Annotated in this window: 17 protein-coding genes; 12 read left to right on the top strand and 5 right to left on the bottom strand. The window is 75.0% G+C overall.

Going from position 1 to position 18,014, the window contains the following annotated elements:
- Positions 1–48 precede the first annotated feature (48 nt).
- Positions 49–1,257, top strand: coding sequence for an MFS transporter (locus tag AB0H75_RS05275; RefSeq protein WP_367790714.1), 1,209 nt, complete (start codon positions 49–51; stop codon positions 1,255–1,257).
- Here the strand turns inward: AB0H75_RS05275 and AB0H75_RS05270 are convergent.
- The gene (locus AB0H75_RS05270; protein ID WP_367790711.1) at positions 1,254–2,804 is read right to left on the bottom strand and encodes a hypothetical protein; all 1,551 of its coding nucleotides are present in this window, start codon (positions 2,802–2,804) and stop codon (positions 1,254–1,256) included. The two genes, AB0H75_RS05275 and AB0H75_RS05270, sit on opposite strands and share 4 nt — an antisense overlap.
- A 162-nt stretch (positions 2,805–2,966) precedes the next feature.
- Between AB0H75_RS05270 and AB0H75_RS05265 the strand changes: the two genes are divergently transcribed.
- From AB0H75_RS05265 to AB0H75_RS05250, 4 genes are all read left to right on the top strand, one after another.
- Positions 2,967–3,533, top strand: a complete 567-nt coding sequence (locus tag AB0H75_RS05265) for a TOPRIM nucleotidyl transferase/hydrolase domain-containing protein (RefSeq protein ID WP_367790708.1) — start codon at positions 2,967–2,969, stop codon at positions 3,531–3,533.
- A 50-nt stretch (positions 3,534–3,583) separates the two neighbouring features.
- Complete coding sequence (locus tag AB0H75_RS05260) at positions 3,584–3,943, top strand: VOC family protein (protein WP_367790705.1); 360 nt, start codon at positions 3,584–3,586, stop codon at positions 3,941–3,943.
- 97 nt (positions 3,944–4,040) lie between these two features.
- Entirely contained in the window at positions 4,041–5,105 is a 1,065-nt protein-coding gene (locus AB0H75_RS05255; protein ID WP_367790702.1) for an LLM class flavin-dependent oxidoreductase, read from the top strand.
- Positions 5,106–5,116: 11 nt separating this feature from the next.
- On the top strand, positions 5,117–6,610 hold the full coding sequence (locus AB0H75_RS05250) for an AMP-binding protein (protein WP_367790699.1): 1,494 nt from the start codon (positions 5,117–5,119) through the stop codon (positions 6,608–6,610).
- Here AB0H75_RS05250 and AB0H75_RS05245 read toward each other — a convergent pair.
- Complete coding sequence (locus tag AB0H75_RS05245) at positions 6,586–7,197, bottom strand: TetR/AcrR family transcriptional regulator (RefSeq protein WP_367790696.1); 612 nt, start codon at positions 7,195–7,197, stop codon at positions 6,586–6,588. The two genes, AB0H75_RS05250 and AB0H75_RS05245, sit on opposite strands and share 25 nt — an antisense overlap.
- A gap of 122 nt (positions 7,198–7,319) precedes the next feature.
- On the bottom strand, positions 7,320–8,228 hold the full coding sequence (locus AB0H75_RS05240) for a cyclase family protein (protein WP_367790693.1): 909 nt from the start codon (positions 8,226–8,228) through the stop codon (positions 7,320–7,322).
- A 36-nt stretch (positions 8,229–8,264) separates the two neighbouring features.
- Here AB0H75_RS05240 and AB0H75_RS05235 point away from each other — a divergent pair, with 36 nt between their 5' ends.
- On the top strand, positions 8,265–9,479 hold the full coding sequence (locus tag AB0H75_RS05235; protein WP_367790691.1) for a serine hydrolase domain-containing protein: 1,215 nt from the start codon (positions 8,265–8,267) through the stop codon (positions 9,477–9,479).
- Positions 9,480–9,510: 31 nt separating this feature from the next.
- Here the strand turns inward: AB0H75_RS05235 and AB0H75_RS05230 are convergent, their stop codons facing one another.
- On the bottom strand, positions 9,511–10,248 hold the full coding sequence (locus AB0H75_RS05230) for an SDR family NAD(P)-dependent oxidoreductase (protein WP_367792333.1): 738 nt from the start codon (positions 10,246–10,248) through the stop codon (positions 9,511–9,513).
- The gene (locus AB0H75_RS05225; protein ID WP_367790688.1) at positions 10,248–10,838 is read right to left on the bottom strand and encodes an isochorismatase family protein; all 591 of its coding nucleotides are present in this window, start codon (positions 10,836–10,838) and stop codon (positions 10,248–10,250) included. Before AB0H75_RS05225 ends, AB0H75_RS05230 begins: the two co-directional genes overlap by 1 nt.
- 159 nt (positions 10,839–10,997) lie before the next feature.
- Here AB0H75_RS05225 and AB0H75_RS05220 point away from each other — a divergent pair, with 159 nt between their 5' ends.
- The 6 genes from AB0H75_RS05220 to AB0H75_RS05195 are packed head-to-tail and all read left to right on the top strand — an operon-like array spanning position 10,998 to position 17,850.
- Positions 10,998–12,737 (top strand): serine/threonine-protein kinase, encoded by a 1,740-nt coding sequence (locus AB0H75_RS05220; RefSeq protein WP_367790685.1) that lies wholly within the window; start codon positions 10,998–11,000, stop codon positions 12,735–12,737.
- Positions 12,738–12,748: 11 nt separating this feature from the next.
- The gene (locus AB0H75_RS05215) at positions 12,749–13,150 is read left to right on the top strand and encodes a Zn-ribbon domain-containing OB-fold protein (protein ID WP_367790682.1); all 402 of its coding nucleotides are present in this window, start codon (positions 12,749–12,751) and stop codon (positions 13,148–13,150) included.
- Positions 13,147–13,470 carry a VOC family protein gene (locus AB0H75_RS05210; RefSeq protein ID WP_367790679.1) on the top strand — a complete coding sequence of 108 codons (324 nt, stop codon included), beginning with the start codon at positions 13,147–13,149 and terminating at the stop codon, positions 13,468–13,470. The genes AB0H75_RS05215 and AB0H75_RS05210 overlap by 4 nt, the downstream gene beginning before the upstream one ends.
- 15 nt (positions 13,471–13,485) lie before the next feature.
- A complete protein-coding gene (locus AB0H75_RS05205) occupies positions 13,486–15,006 on the top strand; it encodes a class I adenylate-forming enzyme family protein (protein ID WP_367790676.1) in 1,521 nt (506 codons plus the stop codon).
- The gene (locus AB0H75_RS05200; RefSeq protein WP_367790673.1) at positions 15,003–17,114 is read left to right on the top strand and encodes an acetate--CoA ligase family protein; all 2,112 of its coding nucleotides are present in this window, start codon (positions 15,003–15,005) and stop codon (positions 17,112–17,114) included. The genes AB0H75_RS05205 and AB0H75_RS05200 overlap by 4 nt, the downstream gene beginning before the upstream one ends.
- The gene (locus AB0H75_RS05195; RefSeq protein WP_367790670.1) at positions 17,101–17,850 is read left to right on the top strand and encodes a glucose 1-dehydrogenase; all 750 of its coding nucleotides are present in this window, start codon (positions 17,101–17,103) and stop codon (positions 17,848–17,850) included. The genes AB0H75_RS05200 and AB0H75_RS05195 overlap by 14 nt, the downstream gene beginning before the upstream one ends.
- The last annotated feature ends 164 nt before the right edge of the window (positions 17,851–18,014 follow it).

The following is an 18,014-nucleotide window of genomic DNA, read 5'->3' as shown; positions in this document are numbered from 1 at the left end:
GCCTGAAACCTCTTTTCATCAGGAAGCCTGCCTGTTAATTTTGAGGTCATGACGCCTCACCGCGCGATCGCGACCGTCTTCGCCGCCCACGGCGCCGTGGCCGGCTCGCTGTCCACCCGCCTGCCCTGGATCCAGGAGCACCTGCACCTCAGCCCCGGCACCCTCGGCATGGCCCTGCTGTGCCCGTCGATCGGCGCCTTCCTCGGCATGCCGGTGGCCGCCCGCCTCGCCCACCGACGGGGCAGCCGCGCCGCCACCCGCGCGCTCATCGCCCTGTGGTGCGCGGGCCTGGCCCTGCCGGCCCTCTCCCCCGCGCCCGCCGCGCTCTTCGCCGCGTTCCTGCTGTTCGGCTGCGCGGCCGGCATGTCCGACGTCGTCATGAACGCCCACGCCGTCGAGCTCGAACAGCACCTCGACCGCCCGATCATGTCCGGCCTGCACGGCATGTGGAGCGCCGGCAGCCTGGGCGCGGCCGGGCTCGGCGCCCTGGCCGCCCAGGCGGGCGTCGACGCCCGGCTGCACCTCGCCGGGACGGCCCTCGTCCTGCTCGCCGTGGCCGCGGCGGCCGGCCGCAGCCTGCTCCCCGACCGCGTGAGCGCCGCCCGGCGGCCGGCCGGCGCGCCGGCGCCCCGCCGCTTCGCCCTTCCCGCGCGCGGCGTCCTCGTCATCGGCCTGGTCGGCTTCTGCGCGACGTTCGCCGAGGGCGCCGGCGCGAACTGGTCCGCCGTCTACCTCACCAAGGTCACCGACGCGGGTCCCGGCCTGGCCGCCGCGGCCTACACCGTCCTCATGCTCTGCATGGCCGGCACCCGGCTGCTCGGCGACCACGTCGTCCGCCGGCTCGGCCCGGTGACCTGCGTCCGCGCGGGCGGCCTCCTCGCCGTCGCCGGCGGGGTCCTCGTGGTCGCCGCCCGCGTCCCCGCCCTCGCCATCGCCGGCTTCGCGCTGCTCGGGCTGGGCCTCGCGGTGATCATGCCGCTCGCGCTGGCGGCGGCGGGCAACGCCGGCCGGACGCCGGGCGAGGGCGTGGCGGGCGTGGCCTCGGTCACGTACCTGTCGGGCCTGACCGCGCCGGCGGTGACGGGCTGGCTCGCCGGCGCCTTCGGCTACCCGGCCGCCTTCGCCTTCGTCACCGCCGTCGTCCTCCTCCTGCCGTTCCTCGCCCCGGCCCTGCGCCCGGCGCCGCCCGCGCCGCTCCCGCTCCCGCGGGACGACCACGCCGGCGACAGGCAAACGGCGGCGAACCCGTCGCGCTAGAGGAGCTTCGCGGCGATGCGCTCGTGCGCCTCGATGGTCCGGGGCAGCCGGGAGACGGGGGTCGACTCCACCCACAGCCCGAAGGCCAGCAGCCCGATCACCCGGGGGTGCCGCCGTGCCAGATCCACGTAGTCCCACTGCAACTCGGCCAGGTCGGCGTCGCTCTGGTAGCCGGCCTTGCTCCCGCACGCCTTGAGCGGCGCCGCCTGGGGCATCAGGAAGAGCTTCTGCTCCGGCCCGGTGACCGATTCCAGGGTCCGCAGCATCGGCTCGATCTCGGCCCCGGTACGGCAGTACCAGTCGAAGCCCACCCAGTCCACCTCCGGCGGCACCCGCAGGGCGGAGTTCACCTTGGTCGAGGCCTCCACCATCATGACCGGCGCGTCCGGGAACGTCGCCTTGACGGCCTGCGCCGAGGTCCTGAGGTCCTGGTACGACGCGCCCTTGTGGAAGGGCTCGTCCTTCAGGTAGAAGCCGGCCACCTTGTCCATGTGCGGCTTGACCTTGTCCGCCAGGCGCCGCCACCGTTCGCGGTGATCGGGGTGGAGACGGCAGGTGGGACTGCCGGCCGCGTCGCAGCCTGAGAAGAACTCGTGCCCGGTGTAGACCAGGCACGAGCGCGGCGCGCACGATTCGAGCACCTCGGCCGCGTAGCGGGAGTAGTCGCTGATGTTGACCCAGTTGAGGTTGGAGCGGCCCCGCACCTCCGGCAGGTGGTTTCCGCCCGCCTCGGTGATGCGTGCCGCGAAGTATCCCAGGTACCTGAGCGAGCCGACGTCGCCCGGCTCCGGGGCGACGGCCGCGATCGCCAGGTCGTCGAAGGTGGTCGTCGTCCTGTCGTCGTCGATGTACGCGCCCAGATGCAGCGTGCTCCTGGCCGGGAACGCCTTCTTCAGCGCGACCTGCGCCGTGACGCCGTTCACGGAGACGGTGGCGGTGTCCGCGCCGGGCCGCACGCCGACCTTCAGGCGGTAACGGCCACGCGCGTCCGGCGTGGCCGCGCCCGGACGGTCGAGGACCATCGTGCCGTGCGAGAACGCCTGGACGCCGCCGTCGCTGCGGACGAGCAGCGCCAGTGACACGCCCGCCTCGGAGACGTACCCCGTGACGGCCGGGTCCGCGGAGAGCACGAGCGAGCTCCACGCCCCGTCGGACTCGTCGCCCACGACCGGATCGGTGGTCACCTGGGCCGCGACCCGTCCGTCGGCCCCGGCGACGACGGGGGCCTCCAAGCGCACGGCGGAGGTGCCGAGCCAGAACGACAGGGTGCCGGGGTGCTTCGCGTGGTTCACCTGGGAGTACCACGGCCGCGGAGCCGGGGACTTGTACCAGAGCCCGGGCGTCCGGCTGTAGGCGACGCCGCGCTGGGCGCCCTCCTGGCGGACGGCGAGAGCGTCGTTCAGGCCGTAGGTCGGATCCTTGTCGACCGCGTGATCGAAGGAGTCGGTGAAGCCAAAGGTGGTGTCGGCCGCCGAGGAGGGTGCCGGTACACCGGCGAGCAGGGCGGCGGCCGCCGCCACGACGATCATGCGGGCAGGTGGGAGCATGGGCGCCAGGTATACCAAGCCGTGGCCGGAACAGCCGGAGGACCTGTAGTGATGGCCGTATTTCCACCGTGAATGGCAGATATCCGCCGACCGGCCGCGGCTCGTCGCCGCGCTCCCTAAAAAGGGATGAAGCTCCGCAGGTCCGGATGTCAAGCTGGGCTGGTGATCGACGCGCGAACAACCACGGTGGTCCTGGTCGAGGGGATCAGTGACAAGTCGGCTGTCGAGGCGCTGGCCGAGCGCCGCGGCCGGGACCTGGCGGCCGAGGGTGTCCGCCTGGTGGCGATGGGCGGCGCCACGAACATCGGGACGTACCTCGGCAGGTTCGGCCCTTCCGGGAGCGATCTCCGGCTGGCCGGCCTGTGCGACGCCGGGGAGGAGGAGGACTTCCGGCGGGCACTCGAACGCGCCGGCCTCGGGTCCGGGCTCGGCCGCGACGACCTGGAGGCGCTCGGCTTCTTCGTGTGCGTCGCCGACCTGGAGGACGAGCTGATCCGCGCCCTCGGCACCGACGCGGTCGAGCGGGTCATCGAGGCCGAGGGCGAGCTGGGCTCGTTCCGCACCCTGCAGAAGCAGCCCGTGTGGCGGGGGCGCCGCACGCACGACCAGTTGCGCCGGTTCATGGGGTCGGGCGGTGGCCGCAAGATCCGCTACTCCGCCCTGCTCGTCGCGGCGCTCGACCTCGACCGCGTGCCCCGGCCGCTGGACCTGCTGCTGTCGCACCTGTAGGACCGGCGGAGGCCGGAGGGGGGCCGGTCGCGTCACTATTCTGGTCCGTCATGGACGCACGCGTGAGCCAGATCGTGGTGGATTGCCGGGACCCGCGGAGCCTGGTGCGCTTCTGGGCGGCCCTGCTCGGCGGCGACCCGGTGGACCGGGCCCGCGGCTGGTCCCACGTCGAACCGCCCGGGGGCGTGCGCATGGCGTTCCAGCCGGTCGCCGAGGACAAGGCGGTGAAGAACCGGCTGCACCTGGACATCGAGGCCGGCCCGCTGGAGCCGGCCGTCACCCGCGCGCTGGAGCTGGGCGCCACCCGCGTCGGCAAGCCGGTCACCGACGACCAGGGGTCCTTCCAGCTCATGGCCGACCCGGAGGGCAACGAGTTCTGCCTCGTCTCCGCCGGGACCGCTCCCGAGTGACCCTCCGCCCCGCCCCGCCCCCGGCGCCGGGCGGCGGACGGCGTCCGGGCGTGATACGCTCCCAAGCGAGCGCTTGGTTTACCCGAGGGGCCGCCGCATGAAGTTCTCGACCTTCCACCTCTTCCACCGCTTCGACGGCCAGAGCTTCAAGGACGTCTACGACTACCACCTGGAGCTCATCGAGCTGGCCGAGGAGCTGGGGTTCGACGGGGTGCGGCTGGCCGAGCACCACTTCCGCGACTACGGCGTCGTCCCCAACCTGTTCACCATGCTCGCCCACGCCGCCGCCCGCACCGAGCGGCTGAGGCTCGGCACCGGGATCGTCGTCCTGCCCCTCCACAACCCCGTCCACGTGGCCGAGGAGGCCGCGCAGGTGGACGTGCTGTCCGGCGGGCGGCTGGAGCTGGGGATCGGGCGGGGGTACCAGAGCTTCGAGTTCGAGGGGTTCGGGATCGATCTGGCCGAGGCGCGGGACCGGTTCAACGAGGCGCTGGAGATGATCGTCGGGCTGTGGACGCGGGAGGCGTACCGGCACGAGGGGAAGTTCTACCGGACCGGCACCGAGATCTCGCTGGTGCCCAGGCCGTTGCAGGCGCCCCACCCGCCGCTGCACGTCGCGGCGGTCTCGCCGGAGACCGTCACCATGTACGCCGAGCGCGGCCTGCCCATCCTGGCCGATCCGGCGGCGCCGTTCAGTAAGGTCGTCAAGGCGGCCGAGACGTGGCGGGAGACCGCGGCGCGGGCCGGGCACCCGGACGGGGCCGAGCTGGTCGTCGCGCGCAGCGTCCACGTCGCCCCCACCCTGGAGCGGGCCCGCGCGGACCAGGCGCGCTTCGAGGCGTCCTTCGACCGCTCGCGCATCTTCAACGAGCGGAGCGCCCCCATCGACCCCAGAACCGGCCGGGCCGCCCAGGGCTTCGAGTACTACCAGGACCGCTACCTCAAGGGCGGCGCGCTGTCGGCCGACTTCCGCTGGGAGCAGCTGGAGGTCATCGGCGACCCGGCGCGGGTCGTCGAGCAGGTCGCGCTGCTCAGGGACGCCGGGTTCACGAACCTGCTCTGCGACTTCGGCAGCACCCGCCCGATGCCGCTGGAGGACATGAAGCGGGTCATGCGCTTCTTCGCGGCCGAGGTCATGCCCGCCTTCCAGCACCCCTCATGACGGAGCCGACGATGATCCACAACCTGTCCCTGTCCGACGTCCTCGCCGAGCACGCCCGCAGCCGCCCGCGCACGACGGCGGTGGTGGACGGGGACCTGCGGCTCACCTACCCCGAGCTGGACGCCCGCGTGACCCGGCTGGCCGACGCGCTGGCCGGGCGCGGCGTCGGCGGCGGCGACCGGGTGGTGTGGCTCGGCCGCAACGCGCACGCCGTGCTGGAGCTGCTGCTCGCCTGCGCCCGCCTGGGCGCGGTCTGCTGCCCGGCGAACTGGCGGCAGTCGGCGGACGAGCTGCGCTTCGTGCTCCAGGACCTCGCCCCGGCCGCCGTGGTCTGGGAGCACTCCGACACCGTCGAGCCCCTGCGCGAGGAGAGCTGGGTGCGGGCAGGGGCGGAGTACGAGGAGCTGGTGGCGGGCGGGTCGCTCAGGGACTTCCCGCCGGTCGCCGACACCGAGCCGGTGCTCGCGCTCTACACCGCCGCCTTCGACGGCCGCCCCAACGCGGCCCTGCTCAGCAGCGCCGCGCTGGTCGCGCACGCCACGTCGCTGCTGGTGGTCCGCCAGATGGAGCCGGACTTCACCTTCCTCAACAGCGGGCCGCTCTTCCACGTCGGCACGATGATGTTCTGCCTGGCCACCCTCCAGATCGGCGGCACGAACGTCTTCACCCCCGCCTTCGACCCGGAGGAGGTGTGCCGGCTGGTGGACGCCGAGCGCGTCACGCAGGCGTTCCTGTTCGGGCCGATGATCGACGCGGTGGTGAAGGCGAACGCGGGCGGCACGTACGACCTGTCCTCGCTCAGGTTCGTTGCCGCCTCCGACGAGTGGAACTCCATGATCACGGTGGACGACTCGCCGTGGTGCCGGTCCGGGATGGGCGGGTACGGGCAGACCGAGGTGGGCGGGATGCTGACCTTCCTCGGGCTGGCGGAGGGCGGGGCCGGGCTCGCGGGGCGGCCGTCGCCGCTGGCGCAGGTGCGGATCATGGGGCCGGACGGGGCGGAGCTGCCGGTGGGCGAGGTGGGCGAGATCTGCGCCCGCGGCAAGACCCTCTTTTCCGGATATTTCGCCCGGCCCGACTTAAATGCAGAAAAGTCGCGGAACGGCTGGCACCACACCGGCGACCTCGGCCGCCGCGAGCCCGACGGCACGATCACCTTCATCGGCCCCAAGCTCCGCATGATCAAGTCCGGCGCCGAGAACGTCTACCCGGCGGAGGTCGAGCGCGCGCTCAGGTCCCACCCGGCGGTGGCCGACGCCGCGGTGATCGGCGTCCCCGACCCGGCCTGGCACCAGGCGGTCAAGGCCGTCGTGGTGCTGCGGCCCGGCGCCACGGCCACCGGGGACGAGCTGGCCGGGCACGTCAGGGCGCGGGTGGCGGCGTACAAGAGGCCCAGGGAGGTGGTGTTCGTGGAGGAGATCCCGAAGCGCGGCTTCACCCCCGACTACGACGCCCTCGACGCCGCCCACGGCGGCGGCAACTACCCGGGCTCCCCGCCCCCCTGACGGGCGATCGGCAGGCCCGCGTCCAGGTGGGCGAGGGCCTGGTCGAACGCGGCGAGCACGTCCATCCCGGGATCGGCGGCCCAGTCGAACCACAGCGCGACCAGCACGCCGGTGACCGCACCCGTGACGTTGCGGATCTCCGGGTCGCCGGGGGCGCGGCCCTCGCGGGCGGCCAGCTCGTCGCGCAGGTCGGCGAGGACGCGGCGGATGTTCTCCTGGCTCGCCGTCCACAGCTCGGGGACGGTGAACATGAGCCGCTCCCGCTCCAGGCCGTCGGCGCGTTCCTGTGGCGTCTGCGTGTCCAGCACCTGCTTCAGCGCGGCGCGTACGGCCTGGACGGGGCCGAGCTCGGGCGGGGCGGCGCGGAGCGCCTCGGCGAAAGGCGGATACTGGTCGATCAGCACCAGATCCTCCTTCGTCGCGAAATAGCGGAACACGGTGCTGGGCGCGACCTCCGCCGCCTCCGCGATCTGCTCGACGGTCGTCGCCGTGTACCCCTGCTCGCGGAACAGCCGCAGCGCCTCCTTCTGGATCAACGCCCTGGTCCTGGCCTTCTTCCGCTCCCGCAGGCCGCCTGGCTCGCTCATGCTCGCATTCTGGCCGCGCGCCACCACGATCGTCCACTCGGCGGAATCCGCTGCGAACGCCACCCGCGACGCCCCGCCCCGCGCGGCCCGCCGTCCATGACCCGCCTGGGGATGGCCGCCGGTCACAGGATCGCCAGCGGGGTGAGCGGGCTGGCGGTGCCGCCCTCGATGCGGAGCGGGGCCGCGACGAAGACGAACTCCGTGCGGCCGGTCGCCGCCAGCTCCTCCAGCCACAACATCTCGATCAGGTGGATGCCGTGCCGGTGGAGCAGGATGAGGTGCAGGTCGTCGGCCAGGGACTCGTCGGCCGTGCCGCGCGCGTTCAGGCCGCCCACGGCGGCGTTGTCCGCGGCCACCACCGCGACGTCGCGCGCCGCCAGCCACCGCCCGGCCTCCGCCGACAGGCCCGGCTGGCCGGACCAGTACTCCTCCCGCGAGCGCTCCCACACCCGCGGCCAGCCGGTACGGATCACCGCCACGTCCCCCGGCCGCGGCTCGGCGATCTCCGCCAGCGCCGCGGCCGGGATCCGGTGCCCGGCGGGCAGGTGGTCGAGGCCGAGCCGCCGGGGCACGTCGAACAGGACGCCCCTGGCGACCACGCCGCCCACCTGCTCGATGCCGCAGCGGCCGGCCCCGTACGAGCGGACGCGGGCCGCCGGATGGCCGTTGTAGACCTGGTCGCCGGACCACATGTGGCACAGGGCGTCCATGTGGGTGGTGGTGCCGTGCGGGGTGACGACCAGGGCGTCGTCGGCCACCCGCAGGCCCTCGCCGATCGGCCGCGCGCCGGCGGCGTAGTCGCCGCCGTCCACGGACATGAAGTGCTGCGGCAGCGGGCGGTCCCGCAGGTGGGGCACCGTGGTGGGCGCGGGCGAGGAGGTCGCGCCGCGGATCGGCAGGGCCAGGCTCAGCACCTCGCCGGTGGTGGCGGCGCCCAGGGCGGCGAGGACCGCGGACGGGGACAGGAGGTTCAGGGTGCCGCGTTGATCGTCTGGGCCGAATCGTCCCCAGTTGTTAGGCTCGTGGACCACGTAAGCGTTCCCTTTCTCGTCTTCGTGGAGGCCCCGATGTACTGCGATCCGCGTTTCTCCCGCGTCCGCGAGGTCTTCGAGCGGCACTTCGCCGACGGCGAGGAGCTGGGGGCGGCCTTCGCCGTCTACCTGGACGGCGAGCTGGTCGTGGACCTGTGGGACGGCGTCGCCGACCGGCACACCGGGCGGCCCTGGGAGCGCGACACCCCGGCCTTCGCCTACTCCTGCACCAAGGCGGTCACCGCCACCGTGCTGCTGCAGCTCGCCGAGCGCGGGCTGGTGGACGTGACGGCGCCGGTGGCCGAGGTCTGGCCGGAGTTCGCGGCGCGGGGCAAGGCGGCGGTCACCGTCGAGCACCTGCTCACCCACCAGGCGGGGCTGCCGGTGGTGGAGGAGCCGGTGCCGGTGGAGGAGTTCGAGGACCAGCCCGCCATCGCGGCGCGGCTGGCCGGGCAGGAGCCGCTGTGGGAGCCGGGCTCGGCGCACGGCTACCACGCGCTGACGTACGGGTTCCTGGTGGGCGAGGTGGTCCGGCGGGTGACCGGCAAGCCGGTGGGCGAGCTGGTGGCGGCCGAGATCGCCGGGCCGCTGGGCCTGGAGATGTGGGTGGGCGCGCCGGACGACGTGATCGCCAGGACGGCCCGGCTGAAGGCGGGCGAGCGTCCCCAGGGCCTCAAGGTCACCGAGGTCGGCGCGGCCCGGCCCACGGGGGAGGGCGCCACGGGAGGGGGCCCCGCCGGGGGAGGCGCCGCCGGGCGCCCCGGCGACCTGGTGGCCGAGATGACCAGGGCCGCGCTCGACCCGCGGAGCCTCATGAACCGCGCCCTCGGCAACCCCGGCATGCACCGCGTCCGGGGCGGCGCGAACAACCCGGTCATCCTGCGCGCCGGCTGGCCCGCCGCCGGCCTGGTGACGACGGCCCGGGGCCTGGCGGGCTTCTACCGCTCCCTCGTGGCCGGCGAGGTCCTGCGTCCCGAGACGCTGCGGGACGCCCTGCGCGCCCGGGTGAACGGCCCCGACCGCGTCCTGCTGCTGGACACCGCGTTCGGCCTGGGCTACATGCGGCCGTCGCTGACGTTCCTGATGCCGTCGCGGAGCGCGTTCGGGCACAGCGGCATGGGCGGCTCCATCGGGCTGGGCGATCCGGAGCGCGGGCTGGGCGTCGCGTACGTGATGAACAGGATGGCCGACGCGATCTCCGGCAACCTGCGCGGCCTCCGCCTGGTGCAGGCCGTCTACGACTCGCTCTGACCCGTTCACCGCCCCGCTCCTCACTGCATCGTCACTGCATCGTCACGCCGCCGCTCACCGACAGGGTCTGGCCGGTGATGTACGCCGCCCGCTCCGTGCAGAGGAAGGCGACGAGCCCGGACACGTCGGCGGGGACGCCGAGGCGGCGCAGCGGGATGCCGCGCGCGATCCTGTCGACCAGCCCCGGCTCGGCCGCCGACACCCGGCGCAACATCGGCGTGTCGGTCGGGCCGGGGCAGACCACGTTCGAGGTGACCCGGCCCCTGGCGGCCTCCCTGGCGAGGGTCTTGGCCAGCCCGAACAGGCCGGCCTTGGTGGCCGCGTACGCGCCCTCGCCGCCCGAGCCCGCGCGGGCGCCGTCGCTGGAGACGAAGACCAGCCGCCCCCAGCCCCGGGCGATCATCCCGGGCAGCAGCAGCTTGGTCAGCAGCATGGGGCCGCGCAGGTTGACCTGCCACATGAGGTCCCACGAGGCCGGGTCGCTCTCGGTGAACGGCCCCACCACCGCGACCCCGGCGTTGTGGACCAGCACGTCCACGTCCCCGGCCGCGCCCGCGAACGCCTCGACCGACGGCGGGTCGGCCAGGTCCAGCCGCGCGGCCCGCGCGCCCGGCAGGGCCGCGGCGGCGCGCCCGGCGCCCGCCTCGTCCACGTCGGCGAGCACGACCCGGGCGCCGAGCGCGGCCAGGTCGGCGCCGATGGCCGCGCCGATCGCGCCCGCGCCTCCGGTCACCACCGCCGTGCGGCCTTCCAGGCGCAGGCCGTCCATCATCGCCACGCCTCCACCAGGTCGGCGGCGGTGACCCGGGTGGCGAGCAGGGCGACCGTGTTCCGCAGGACGGCCCGCGCGTAGTCCTCCGGGACGCCCGCCACCGCGTCGGTGACGACCGTGACCCGGTAGCCGAGGTTGACCGCCTCCAGCGCCAGCCCGGGGATGCCGAGGTTGAGCGAGACCCCGGCGGCGACCACGGTGGAGACGCCCAGCGAGCGCAGCGTCATGTCGAGCGACGTGCCCGTGAACGGCGAGAAGCCGTGGTGGCGGCGGCTCTCCAGGTCCCCGGGGCCGCGCAGCTCGGGCAGCACCTCGGTGGCGGGAGTGCCCTCCAGCATGTGGGCGGGGTCCTTGAGGAGGCTGACGATGAACGGGCAGTTCGCGGTGTGGGAGCCGGCCCGGTCGGCGCGGAAGGCGGCCGTGCAGTGCACGACCGGGATCGCGGCGGCGCGGGCGGCCGCGAGGAGCCGGGCGGTGGCGGGGACGACGGAGTGCCGCTCGCAGGCCGCCACCAGGTCCGGAAATTTCGTGAGATCACCGACGACGCCCCGCTGCATCTCCATGACGAGCACCGCCACGCCCTCCACCCGGCCACCCCCTCACTCTCTTACCCGAGCGCTTGCTTGGCACAAGGAGCGTACCACCCCCACTCCCCCTCAATTCCCGGCGAACCCGGCGCACTCGTGACAACCCGCACCCCGAATGAGACCGTCGAACCGAAGACCGCCGCCTCCCGGGAGTAGGACTTGGTCCCTGGTTACCGCGACGTACGCCAGCTCGGCGCCGGCCGCACCGGCCGCGTGTTCCTCGCCACCTACCAACCCACCGGCGCCCACGTGGCGATCAAGTACCTGAACGCCACGCTGCGCAGGGACGCCGAGTTCATGGAACGCTTCCGATCGGACACCCACCACCTGGTCGAGCTCGACGACCCCCACGTGGTCCGCCTCCACGAGTACGTCGAGACCCCCACCAGGGCCGCCGTCGTCATGGAGCTGGTGGACGGCGTGTCGCTGCGGACGCTGCTGGCCGAGCACGGCCCCCTTCCGCCGGAGGCCGCGCTGGCGGCGCTCAAGAGCGTCCTGCTGGCCCTGGCCGCCGCACACGAGCGCGGGGTGGCGCACCGCGACGTCAAGCCGGACAACGTCCTGGTCCAGGCGGACGGCGCCGGCCGGCTCGCCGACTTCGGCGTCGTGGTGCACGCCGAGGAGCCGGGCGTGCCGGCCGGCAGTCCCGCGTACATGGCGCCGGAGCTGTGGACGCGGCACCAGGCGGGGCCGGCCGCCGACCTGTACGCCGCCGCCTGCACCCTGTTCGAGGCGGTCCGGGGCCGGGCGCCGTTCCAGGCGTACAAGGAGGGCGAGCCGGAGGTCCTGGACGTCCCGGCCGTCCGGGACCGGCACCTGGTCGAGCCGGTGCCGGTGGAGGTCGTGCCGGACGCGCTGCGCGGCCTGCTCCGGCGGGGCCTGGCCAAGGACCCGGCCGCCCGGTACGCCTCCGCCCGCCAGTTCGCCGCCGAGCTGGAGGCGGACGCCGCCGCCGGGTACGGCCCCGACTGGGAGCAGCGCGGCCGCCGCCGGCTGGCCGAGCTGGCCACCCTGCTGGCCCTGCGCTTCCCGCTGGCCAGGACGACCCCCGCCACGGGCGGCGGCGGCGCGGCGGCGGCCCTCCGCGACCGGGTCTCGCGCATGCCGCGCCTCCCGCCGCACCTGTGGGTGACCGGCGCGCTGGTCGTGGCGGCGCTGGTCGGGGTGGCGCTGTCGGGCGGGCGGCTGCCGTCCGGGCCGGGGGCGATCCTCGTGCCGCCGCCCGAGGGGAGGTCCGGCCCCGCGCCCTCCCCCGCCGACGCCACGACCGCCGCCGCCCCGCCCCGCGGCACGTCCACCGCCGCCCCGCCCCGCGCGACCGCCGCCGCCCCGCCCAGGACCGCCGCCCCGAGGAACACGCCCCCGCCGCCCCCGCCGCCGCAGCCCACCGGCGGCCAGGCGGGCAGCGGCGTCCCGCGTCCCGCCGTGCAGGCGGCCACCATCCTGCGCTGGAGCGGGCGGGCCGGCTCGATCCGGGTCGCGGCGAGCGGGCCGGAGCGGGTGCGGCTGCGGGTGACGTACACGCGGCGCGACGGCGACGGCGCCCCCGCCGCCACGCTCCACAGGGAGACCCGCGTCCTGTCCGGCCGCACGCGCTACACCAGCACGATCGGCCACGACCCCGGGGCGGTGGCGTGCGGCCGGCGCGCCTACCTCGGCGTCCTGGTGATGACCGAGCCGCCGAGCGGCAACGGGCCGCAGGTCAGCGAGGCCGTGGTGGACGGCCCCGCCTGCCCCGCCCCGTCCCCCTCCCCCACCCGCTCCACCCCGCCGCCGCCACCGCCCACCGGCCCGCCCACCGGCCCGAGCGCCCGCCCGTCCACCGGTCCGGCCATCGGTCCTGGCGGCACTTCCGGCGACCCCACCGGCAGCCTTGCCGGGCAACCAAGCGTGCGCTAGCTTGGCAAGCGATGAGCGCCGCCGACACCCCCGCCGACCGGCCCGCCGACCCGCCCGGCTACCTGTCCGACTATTGGGCCGCCTGCCGGCGTGGTGAGCTGGTCGTCCAGCGTTGCGCGGACTGCGGCCGGTGGGTGCAGCTCCCGGAGGCGGCCTGCCCGTGGTGCGGCGGCGCGGAGCCGGCGTTCGAGCCCGTGTCCGGCGCGGGCGTGGTGCACACGTTCACGGTCGTGCACCGCTCGTTCGCGCCCGCCTACCGGGGGCGGGAGCCGTACGTGATGGCGTGGGTGGACCTGCCGGAGGGCGTGCGGGCGTTCGGGCACGTGGTGGGGTGCGCGCCGGAGGAGGTACGCATCGGGATGCCGGTGCGGGTGACGTTCGTGGCCGACCTACCGCATTGGAGGCCCGCGTGAAGCTGGGCAACGTGCTCATCCCCGTGGCCGACCTGGACGAGGCGATCGCCTTCTACGGGCTGCCGGTGAAGTTCCGCGACGGCGACCGGTTCGCCGCGCTGGACGGGGGCGGGGTCACCGTGGCGCTGGCCGGGCCCGCCGAGCACGTCACCGCGGGGGTGGCGCCGTCGTACAAGGTGGACGACGTGCGGGAGAGCGTGCGGGAGCTGGTGGCGCGCGGGGCCGCGGTGGTGCGGGAGCCCGAGGACGGGCCGCACGAGCGGCGGGCGGTGCTGCGCGACCCCTCGGGAAACGTCTTCGTGCTCTATTCGCCCCTCTGACCTGGAGGCACCCCCATGGCACGATCACCGTACGGCAACTACGGCCACGCGGTCCTGACCGCCGGCGCCATGCGCACGCCCGACCGGGTGGCGCTGACCTACTGCGGCGAGCAGAGCCTCACCTACGACCAGCTCAACAGGAGCGTCAACCGCCGCGCCGACGCCCTGCTCGCCGCCGGCATCGGCCCCGGCCGGCGGGTGGCGGCGCTGCTCAACGAGACGCTGCTGGTGGCCGAGGTCTACCTGGCGCAGGCCAAGATCGGGGCGGTGACGGCGGCGCTGAACCCGTACTGGCCGGCGGAGACGCTGCGGAACGTGGTCGCGGCCTCGGGCTGCACGGCGTTCGTGTACGACCCGACGGTGGCCGGCACGGTGGCGCGCATCAGGGACGGGCTGCCGCACGTCACCCGCTGGATCGACGCCCGCGAGCTGGCCGGCGGCTCCGACGACGAGCCGCCCCTCGCCGGGTTCCACGACGACCCGCTGGCGCTCTACTACACCTCCGGGACCACCGGGCTGCCGAAGGCGGTCGTCCACACGCACGCCTCCTCGCTGGCCACCGCGCAGATCTGGCTGGACGTGCCGCGCGGCCCCGACGCGGTGTTCGGCACCGGCGCGATCATCTGGGGCATCGGCTTCCCCGCCATCGCCGGCCCCGCCCTGTACGCCGGGATGCGCCTGGTGCTGGAGCAGGACTGGGGGCCGGCGAACTTCCTGCGCGTCGTCCCGCGCGAGCGGGTCACCCACCTGTCGCAGATCCCGTCGTTCTACGCGGCGCTGCTGGGCTCGCCGGAGCACGAGGGCGTGGACCTGTCGTCCGTCCAGGTCGTCATGCTGGGCGGCGAGCCGCTGACCGCCACCATGCTGGAGCGGATCAAGGCCAGGCTGCCGCAGGCGGCCGTGTACGCCTACTACGGGCAGACCGAGGCCCCGTACACCTGCATGGGGCGGGTGGACGACGGCTCGACGCCGCTCGGCTCCTCCGGCCGGGCCCGCACCGGCAACGCCGTGCGGGTCACCGACCCGCGGGGCCGCCGGGTGCTCGACGAGGTCGGCGAGATCAACCTGGCCGGCCCCCACCGCATGGCCGGCTACGACGGCCTGCCGGAGCGGACGGCGGAGGTGTTGCGCGGCGAGTGGTACGTCGGCGGCGACCTCGGCGTCGTCTCCGCCGACGGCGTGCTGCGGGTGCTGGGCCGGCGCGAGGACTCGATACTCAAGGGCGGCGTGTGGACGCAGCCGGCCACGGTGGAGGAGGCCGCGGCGGCGCTGGACGGCGTGGCCGAGGCCGGCGCCGTCGGGGTGCCCGAGGGGGCCGCCGAGCAGCGCGTCCTGCTGGCCGTCGTGCCGCGCGCCGGGCACTCCCTGGACGCCGCCAAGCTCGCCCTGGCCCTGTCCGACCGCCTGCCCGCCCACCAGCGTCCGGACCACGTCGTGGTGGCCGAGGAGCTGCCGCACTCCCAGGACGCCTCGGGCGGCCCCGGCAAGCTGCTGCGCAAGCAGATCCGCGACCAGTACGGGCACCTGCTCGCATGAGGGCGGACCCGCGGGAGCACGTCCACGAGCACGAGGTCAAGGAGCTGCTGCGCGCGGCCGGAGTGCCGGTGCCGCGCGGCGTGGTGGTCCCGTGCGGCGCCGAGGGCCCGCGGGGCGGCTTCCCGGTCCCCGGGGAGCTGGCCGAGCCGCTGGTGCTGAAGGCGTACGGGCCGGGGCTGGTGCACAAGTCGGAGGCCGGGGCGGTCGTGCTGGGGCTGCGTGCGGCCGACCTGCCGGCGGCGGCCGGCGAGATGCGCGCGAGGGTGCCCGGCCTCGCCGGGTTCCTCGTGGAGGAGCAGGCCGCGGCCGGGGTCGAGCTGATCGTGGGCCTGGTACGCGACCCGGCGTTCGGCCCGGTGCTGCTCGCCGGGCTGGGCGGCGTGTGGGCCGAGGCGCTGCGGGACACCGCGCTGCGGCTGTGCCCGGTGTCGGAGCGGGACGCGCGGCGCATGCTCGGCTCGCTGCGCGCGGCGCCGCTGCTCGGCGGGGTCCGCGGCCGGCCGCCGGTGGACCTGGAGGCGCTGGTCGGGCTGCTGGTGGCAGTGGGCGGGCCCGGCGGGTTGTGGGAGCGGCTGGAGCTGGGCGAGTTCGAGCTGAACCCGGTGATCGCCACCCCGGACGGTGTGACGGCGGTGGACGCCCGCTACCTGCCCGGCGGCCCCGCCACGCCGCCCGGGGACGGGAGCACGGGCGGGAACACGGGCGGGAGCACGGGCGGGAGCACGGCCGACTTCCTGCCGCTGTTCGAGCCGCGGGCGGTGGCCGTGGCCGGGGCCTCCACGGCCCGGCCGAACTTCGGGAACATGTTCCTCGGCTTCTACCGGGCCGCCGGGGTGCCGCTGGTCGCCGTGCACCCGCAGGCGGAGGAGGTGGCGGGCGTGCCGGCCGCGCGCTCGCTGGCGGAAGCGGGCGGGCGCGTGGGCACGGGCGTCGACTACGCGCTGGTCGCCGTACCCGCCGAGCGCTGCGCCGAGGTGGTACGGCAGGCGGCGGGCGTGCCGTTCGTCCAGGTGATGAGCGGCGGCTTCGGGGAGGCGGGCCACGCCGAGCTGGAGGCGGAGCTGGTGGCCGCCGCCCGCGCGGCCGGCACCCGCCTGCTCGGGCCGAACTGCATGGGCGTCTACTGCCCGCGCGGGCGGCAGACGTTCGTGGGCGGCGGGCTGGGACCGCCGGGCCCGGTGGCGCTGGTCTCGCAGAGCGGTGGGCTGGCCGGCGAGGTGATCAAGGTCGGGGAGCGGCGCGGCCTGGCGTTCAGCCGGGTGGTCACCATCGGGAACGCCGCCGACGTCACCCCGGCCGAGCTGGTGCGCTGGCTGGCCGGCGACCCGGAGACGCGGGCCGTCGGCCTGTACCTGGAGGACCCGCGCGACGGCCGGGAGCTGTACGAGGCGCTGCGCGCGCTGGACCGGCCGGCCGTGCTGCTGGTGGGCGGGCGCACCGGGCAGGGCCGGGCGGCGGCCGCCTCGCACACCGGCGGGCTGGTGAGCGACCGGCGCCTGTGGGAGGCGGTCGCCGAGCAGGCCGGCGCGGCGCTGGTGTCCAGCCAGGACGACCTCATCGGCGTGCTGGCCTTCTTCCAGGCCCACGGCTCCCGCCCCGCCGCCGGGGACGGGGTGCTGGTGGTGGGCCCGAGCGGCGGCGCGAGCGTGCTGGCGGCCGACGCGTTCGACGCCGCCGGGGTGCGCCTGGACCCGCTGCCCGAGGGCGTGGCCGGCGAGCTGCGCGGGCTCGGCGTGGCGGCCTCCGGCAACCCGCTGGAGGTCCCGGTGGGCCCGCTCGGCCGCCCCGGGCTGGTGCCGGACGTGGTGCGGGCGATCCTGCGGCGGCGGCCGTACCGGGACGTGGTGGCGCACGTCAACGTGCCGGCCTTCTTCACCTACGGGGACGCGCCGCAGGCCCTGTACGCCTGCGTGCGGGCGCTGGCCGCCGCCCAGGACGCGCTGCCGCGGACCCGGGTCACGCTGGTCACCAGGAACGGCGAGTGCGCGCCCGCGGGCGTCGAGGACGAGGTCCGGCGCGTCGCGGCGGCGGCGGGCATCCCGGTCTACCGATCCATGGAGGCGGCCGCCGCGGCCGTCGCGGCAGGAGGGCGTCATGGGGCTGCTTGACGGCAAGGTCGCGCTGGTCACGGGCGGCGCGCGGGGCATGGGGGCGGCGCACGTGCGGCTGTTCCTGGCCGAGGGCGCGCGGGTGGTGTTCGGGGACGTGCTGGACGAGGAGGGCAAGGCGCTGGCCGAGGAGACCGGAGCCGCCTACGTCCGGCACGACGTGCGGGCCGAGGCCGGGTGGGAGCGGGCCGTGGGCGCCGCGCTGGAGCTGCACGGCAGGCTGGACGTGCTGGTCAACAACGCCGGCGTCCTGACCTACGGCCGGATCGCCGACATGCCGGTCGAGGACTTCGACCGGGTCGTCGGCGTCAACCTCAAGGGCGCCTGGCTGGGGATCAGGGCGGTGATCGAGCCCATGAGGGCGGCCGGCGGCGGCTCGATCGTCAACATCTCCTCCATCGAGGGGTTCATCGGCGCGGAGGGGCTGTCGGCGTACGCGGCCTCGAAGTTCGGGCTGCGCGGGGTCACGAAGTCGGCGGCGCGGGAGCTGGCCCGGTTCGGGATCCGGGTGAACTCGGTGCATCCCGGCGCGATCAACACCTCGATGATGCGGGATCCGGACCTGGTGCGGGAGGTGGACGGGGAGGCGTTCGTCAAGGCGATGGTGATCAAGCGGTTCGCCCGGCCGGTGGAGGTCTCGCACGTGGTGGCGTTCCTGGCCTCGGACCGGTCCAGTTACTGCACGGGCAGCGAGTTCACCGTGGACGGCGGGCTGCTGACGGGCGCGGGGTACTGAGTCCTAACCGTTACGACAGGTAGATCTTTTAGTGTTAAACAGCGCACCTTCCGACATATCTGGCAACATCCTGACCTGCGATTTCGTTGCCAGACAGGCTTGATGGTCTCTTTACGGATGCTTGACCTGCGATTACGGCACGGTAACCTCACTGCATCACGGTA

The sequence above is a fragment of the Nonomuraea sp. NPDC050783 genome (assembly GCF_040802095.1).
Taxonomy (GTDB): Bacteria; Actinomycetota; Actinomycetes; order Streptosporangiales; family Streptosporangiaceae; genus Nonomuraea.
Note: the sequence above shows the minus strand (reverse complement) of the source record. Positions and strands in the feature narration are given on the sequence as shown.

Excerpts from the sequence above, each read along its gene's own strand:
- AB0H75_RS05200 (WP_367790673.1), top strand. The coding sequence starts at position 15,003 with ATGAGGGCGGACCCGCGGGAGCACGTCCACGAGCACGAGGTCAAGGAG.
- AB0H75_RS05245 (WP_367790696.1), bottom strand. The coding sequence starts at position 7,197 with ATGAGCGAGCCAGGCGGCCTGCGGGAGCGGAAGAAGGCCAGGACCAGG.
- AB0H75_RS05230 (WP_367792333.1), bottom strand. The coding sequence starts at position 10,248 with ATGGACGGCCTGCGCCTGGAAGGCCGCACGGCGGTGGTGACCGGAGGC.
- AB0H75_RS05255 (WP_367790702.1), top strand. The coding sequence starts at position 4,041 with ATGAAGTTCTCGACCTTCCACCTCTTCCACCGCTTCGACGGCCAGAGC.
- AB0H75_RS05205 (WP_367790676.1), top strand. The coding sequence starts at position 13,486 with ATGGCACGATCACCGTACGGCAACTACGGCCACGCGGTCCTGACCGCC.
- AB0H75_RS05275 (WP_367790714.1), top strand. The coding sequence starts at position 49 with ATGACGCCTCACCGCGCGATCGCGACCGTCTTCGCCGCCCACGGCGCC.
- AB0H75_RS05195 (WP_367790670.1), top strand. The coding sequence starts at position 17,101 with ATGGGGCTGCTTGACGGCAAGGTCGCGCTGGTCACGGGCGGCGCGCGG.
- AB0H75_RS05270 (WP_367790711.1), bottom strand. The coding sequence starts at position 2,804 with ATGCTCCCACCTGCCCGCATGATCGTCGTGGCGGCGGCCGCCGCCCTG.
- AB0H75_RS05215 (WP_367790682.1), top strand. The coding sequence starts at position 12,749 with ATGAGCGCCGCCGACACCCCCGCCGACCGGCCCGCCGACCCGCCCGGC.
- AB0H75_RS05250 (WP_367790699.1), top strand. The coding sequence starts at position 5,117 with ATGATCCACAACCTGTCCCTGTCCGACGTCCTCGCCGAGCACGCCCGC.
- AB0H75_RS05260 (WP_367790705.1), top strand. The coding sequence starts at position 3,584 with ATGGACGCACGCGTGAGCCAGATCGTGGTGGATTGCCGGGACCCGCGG.
- AB0H75_RS05235 (WP_367790691.1), top strand. The coding sequence starts at position 8,265 with ATGTACTGCGATCCGCGTTTCTCCCGCGTCCGCGAGGTCTTCGAGCGG.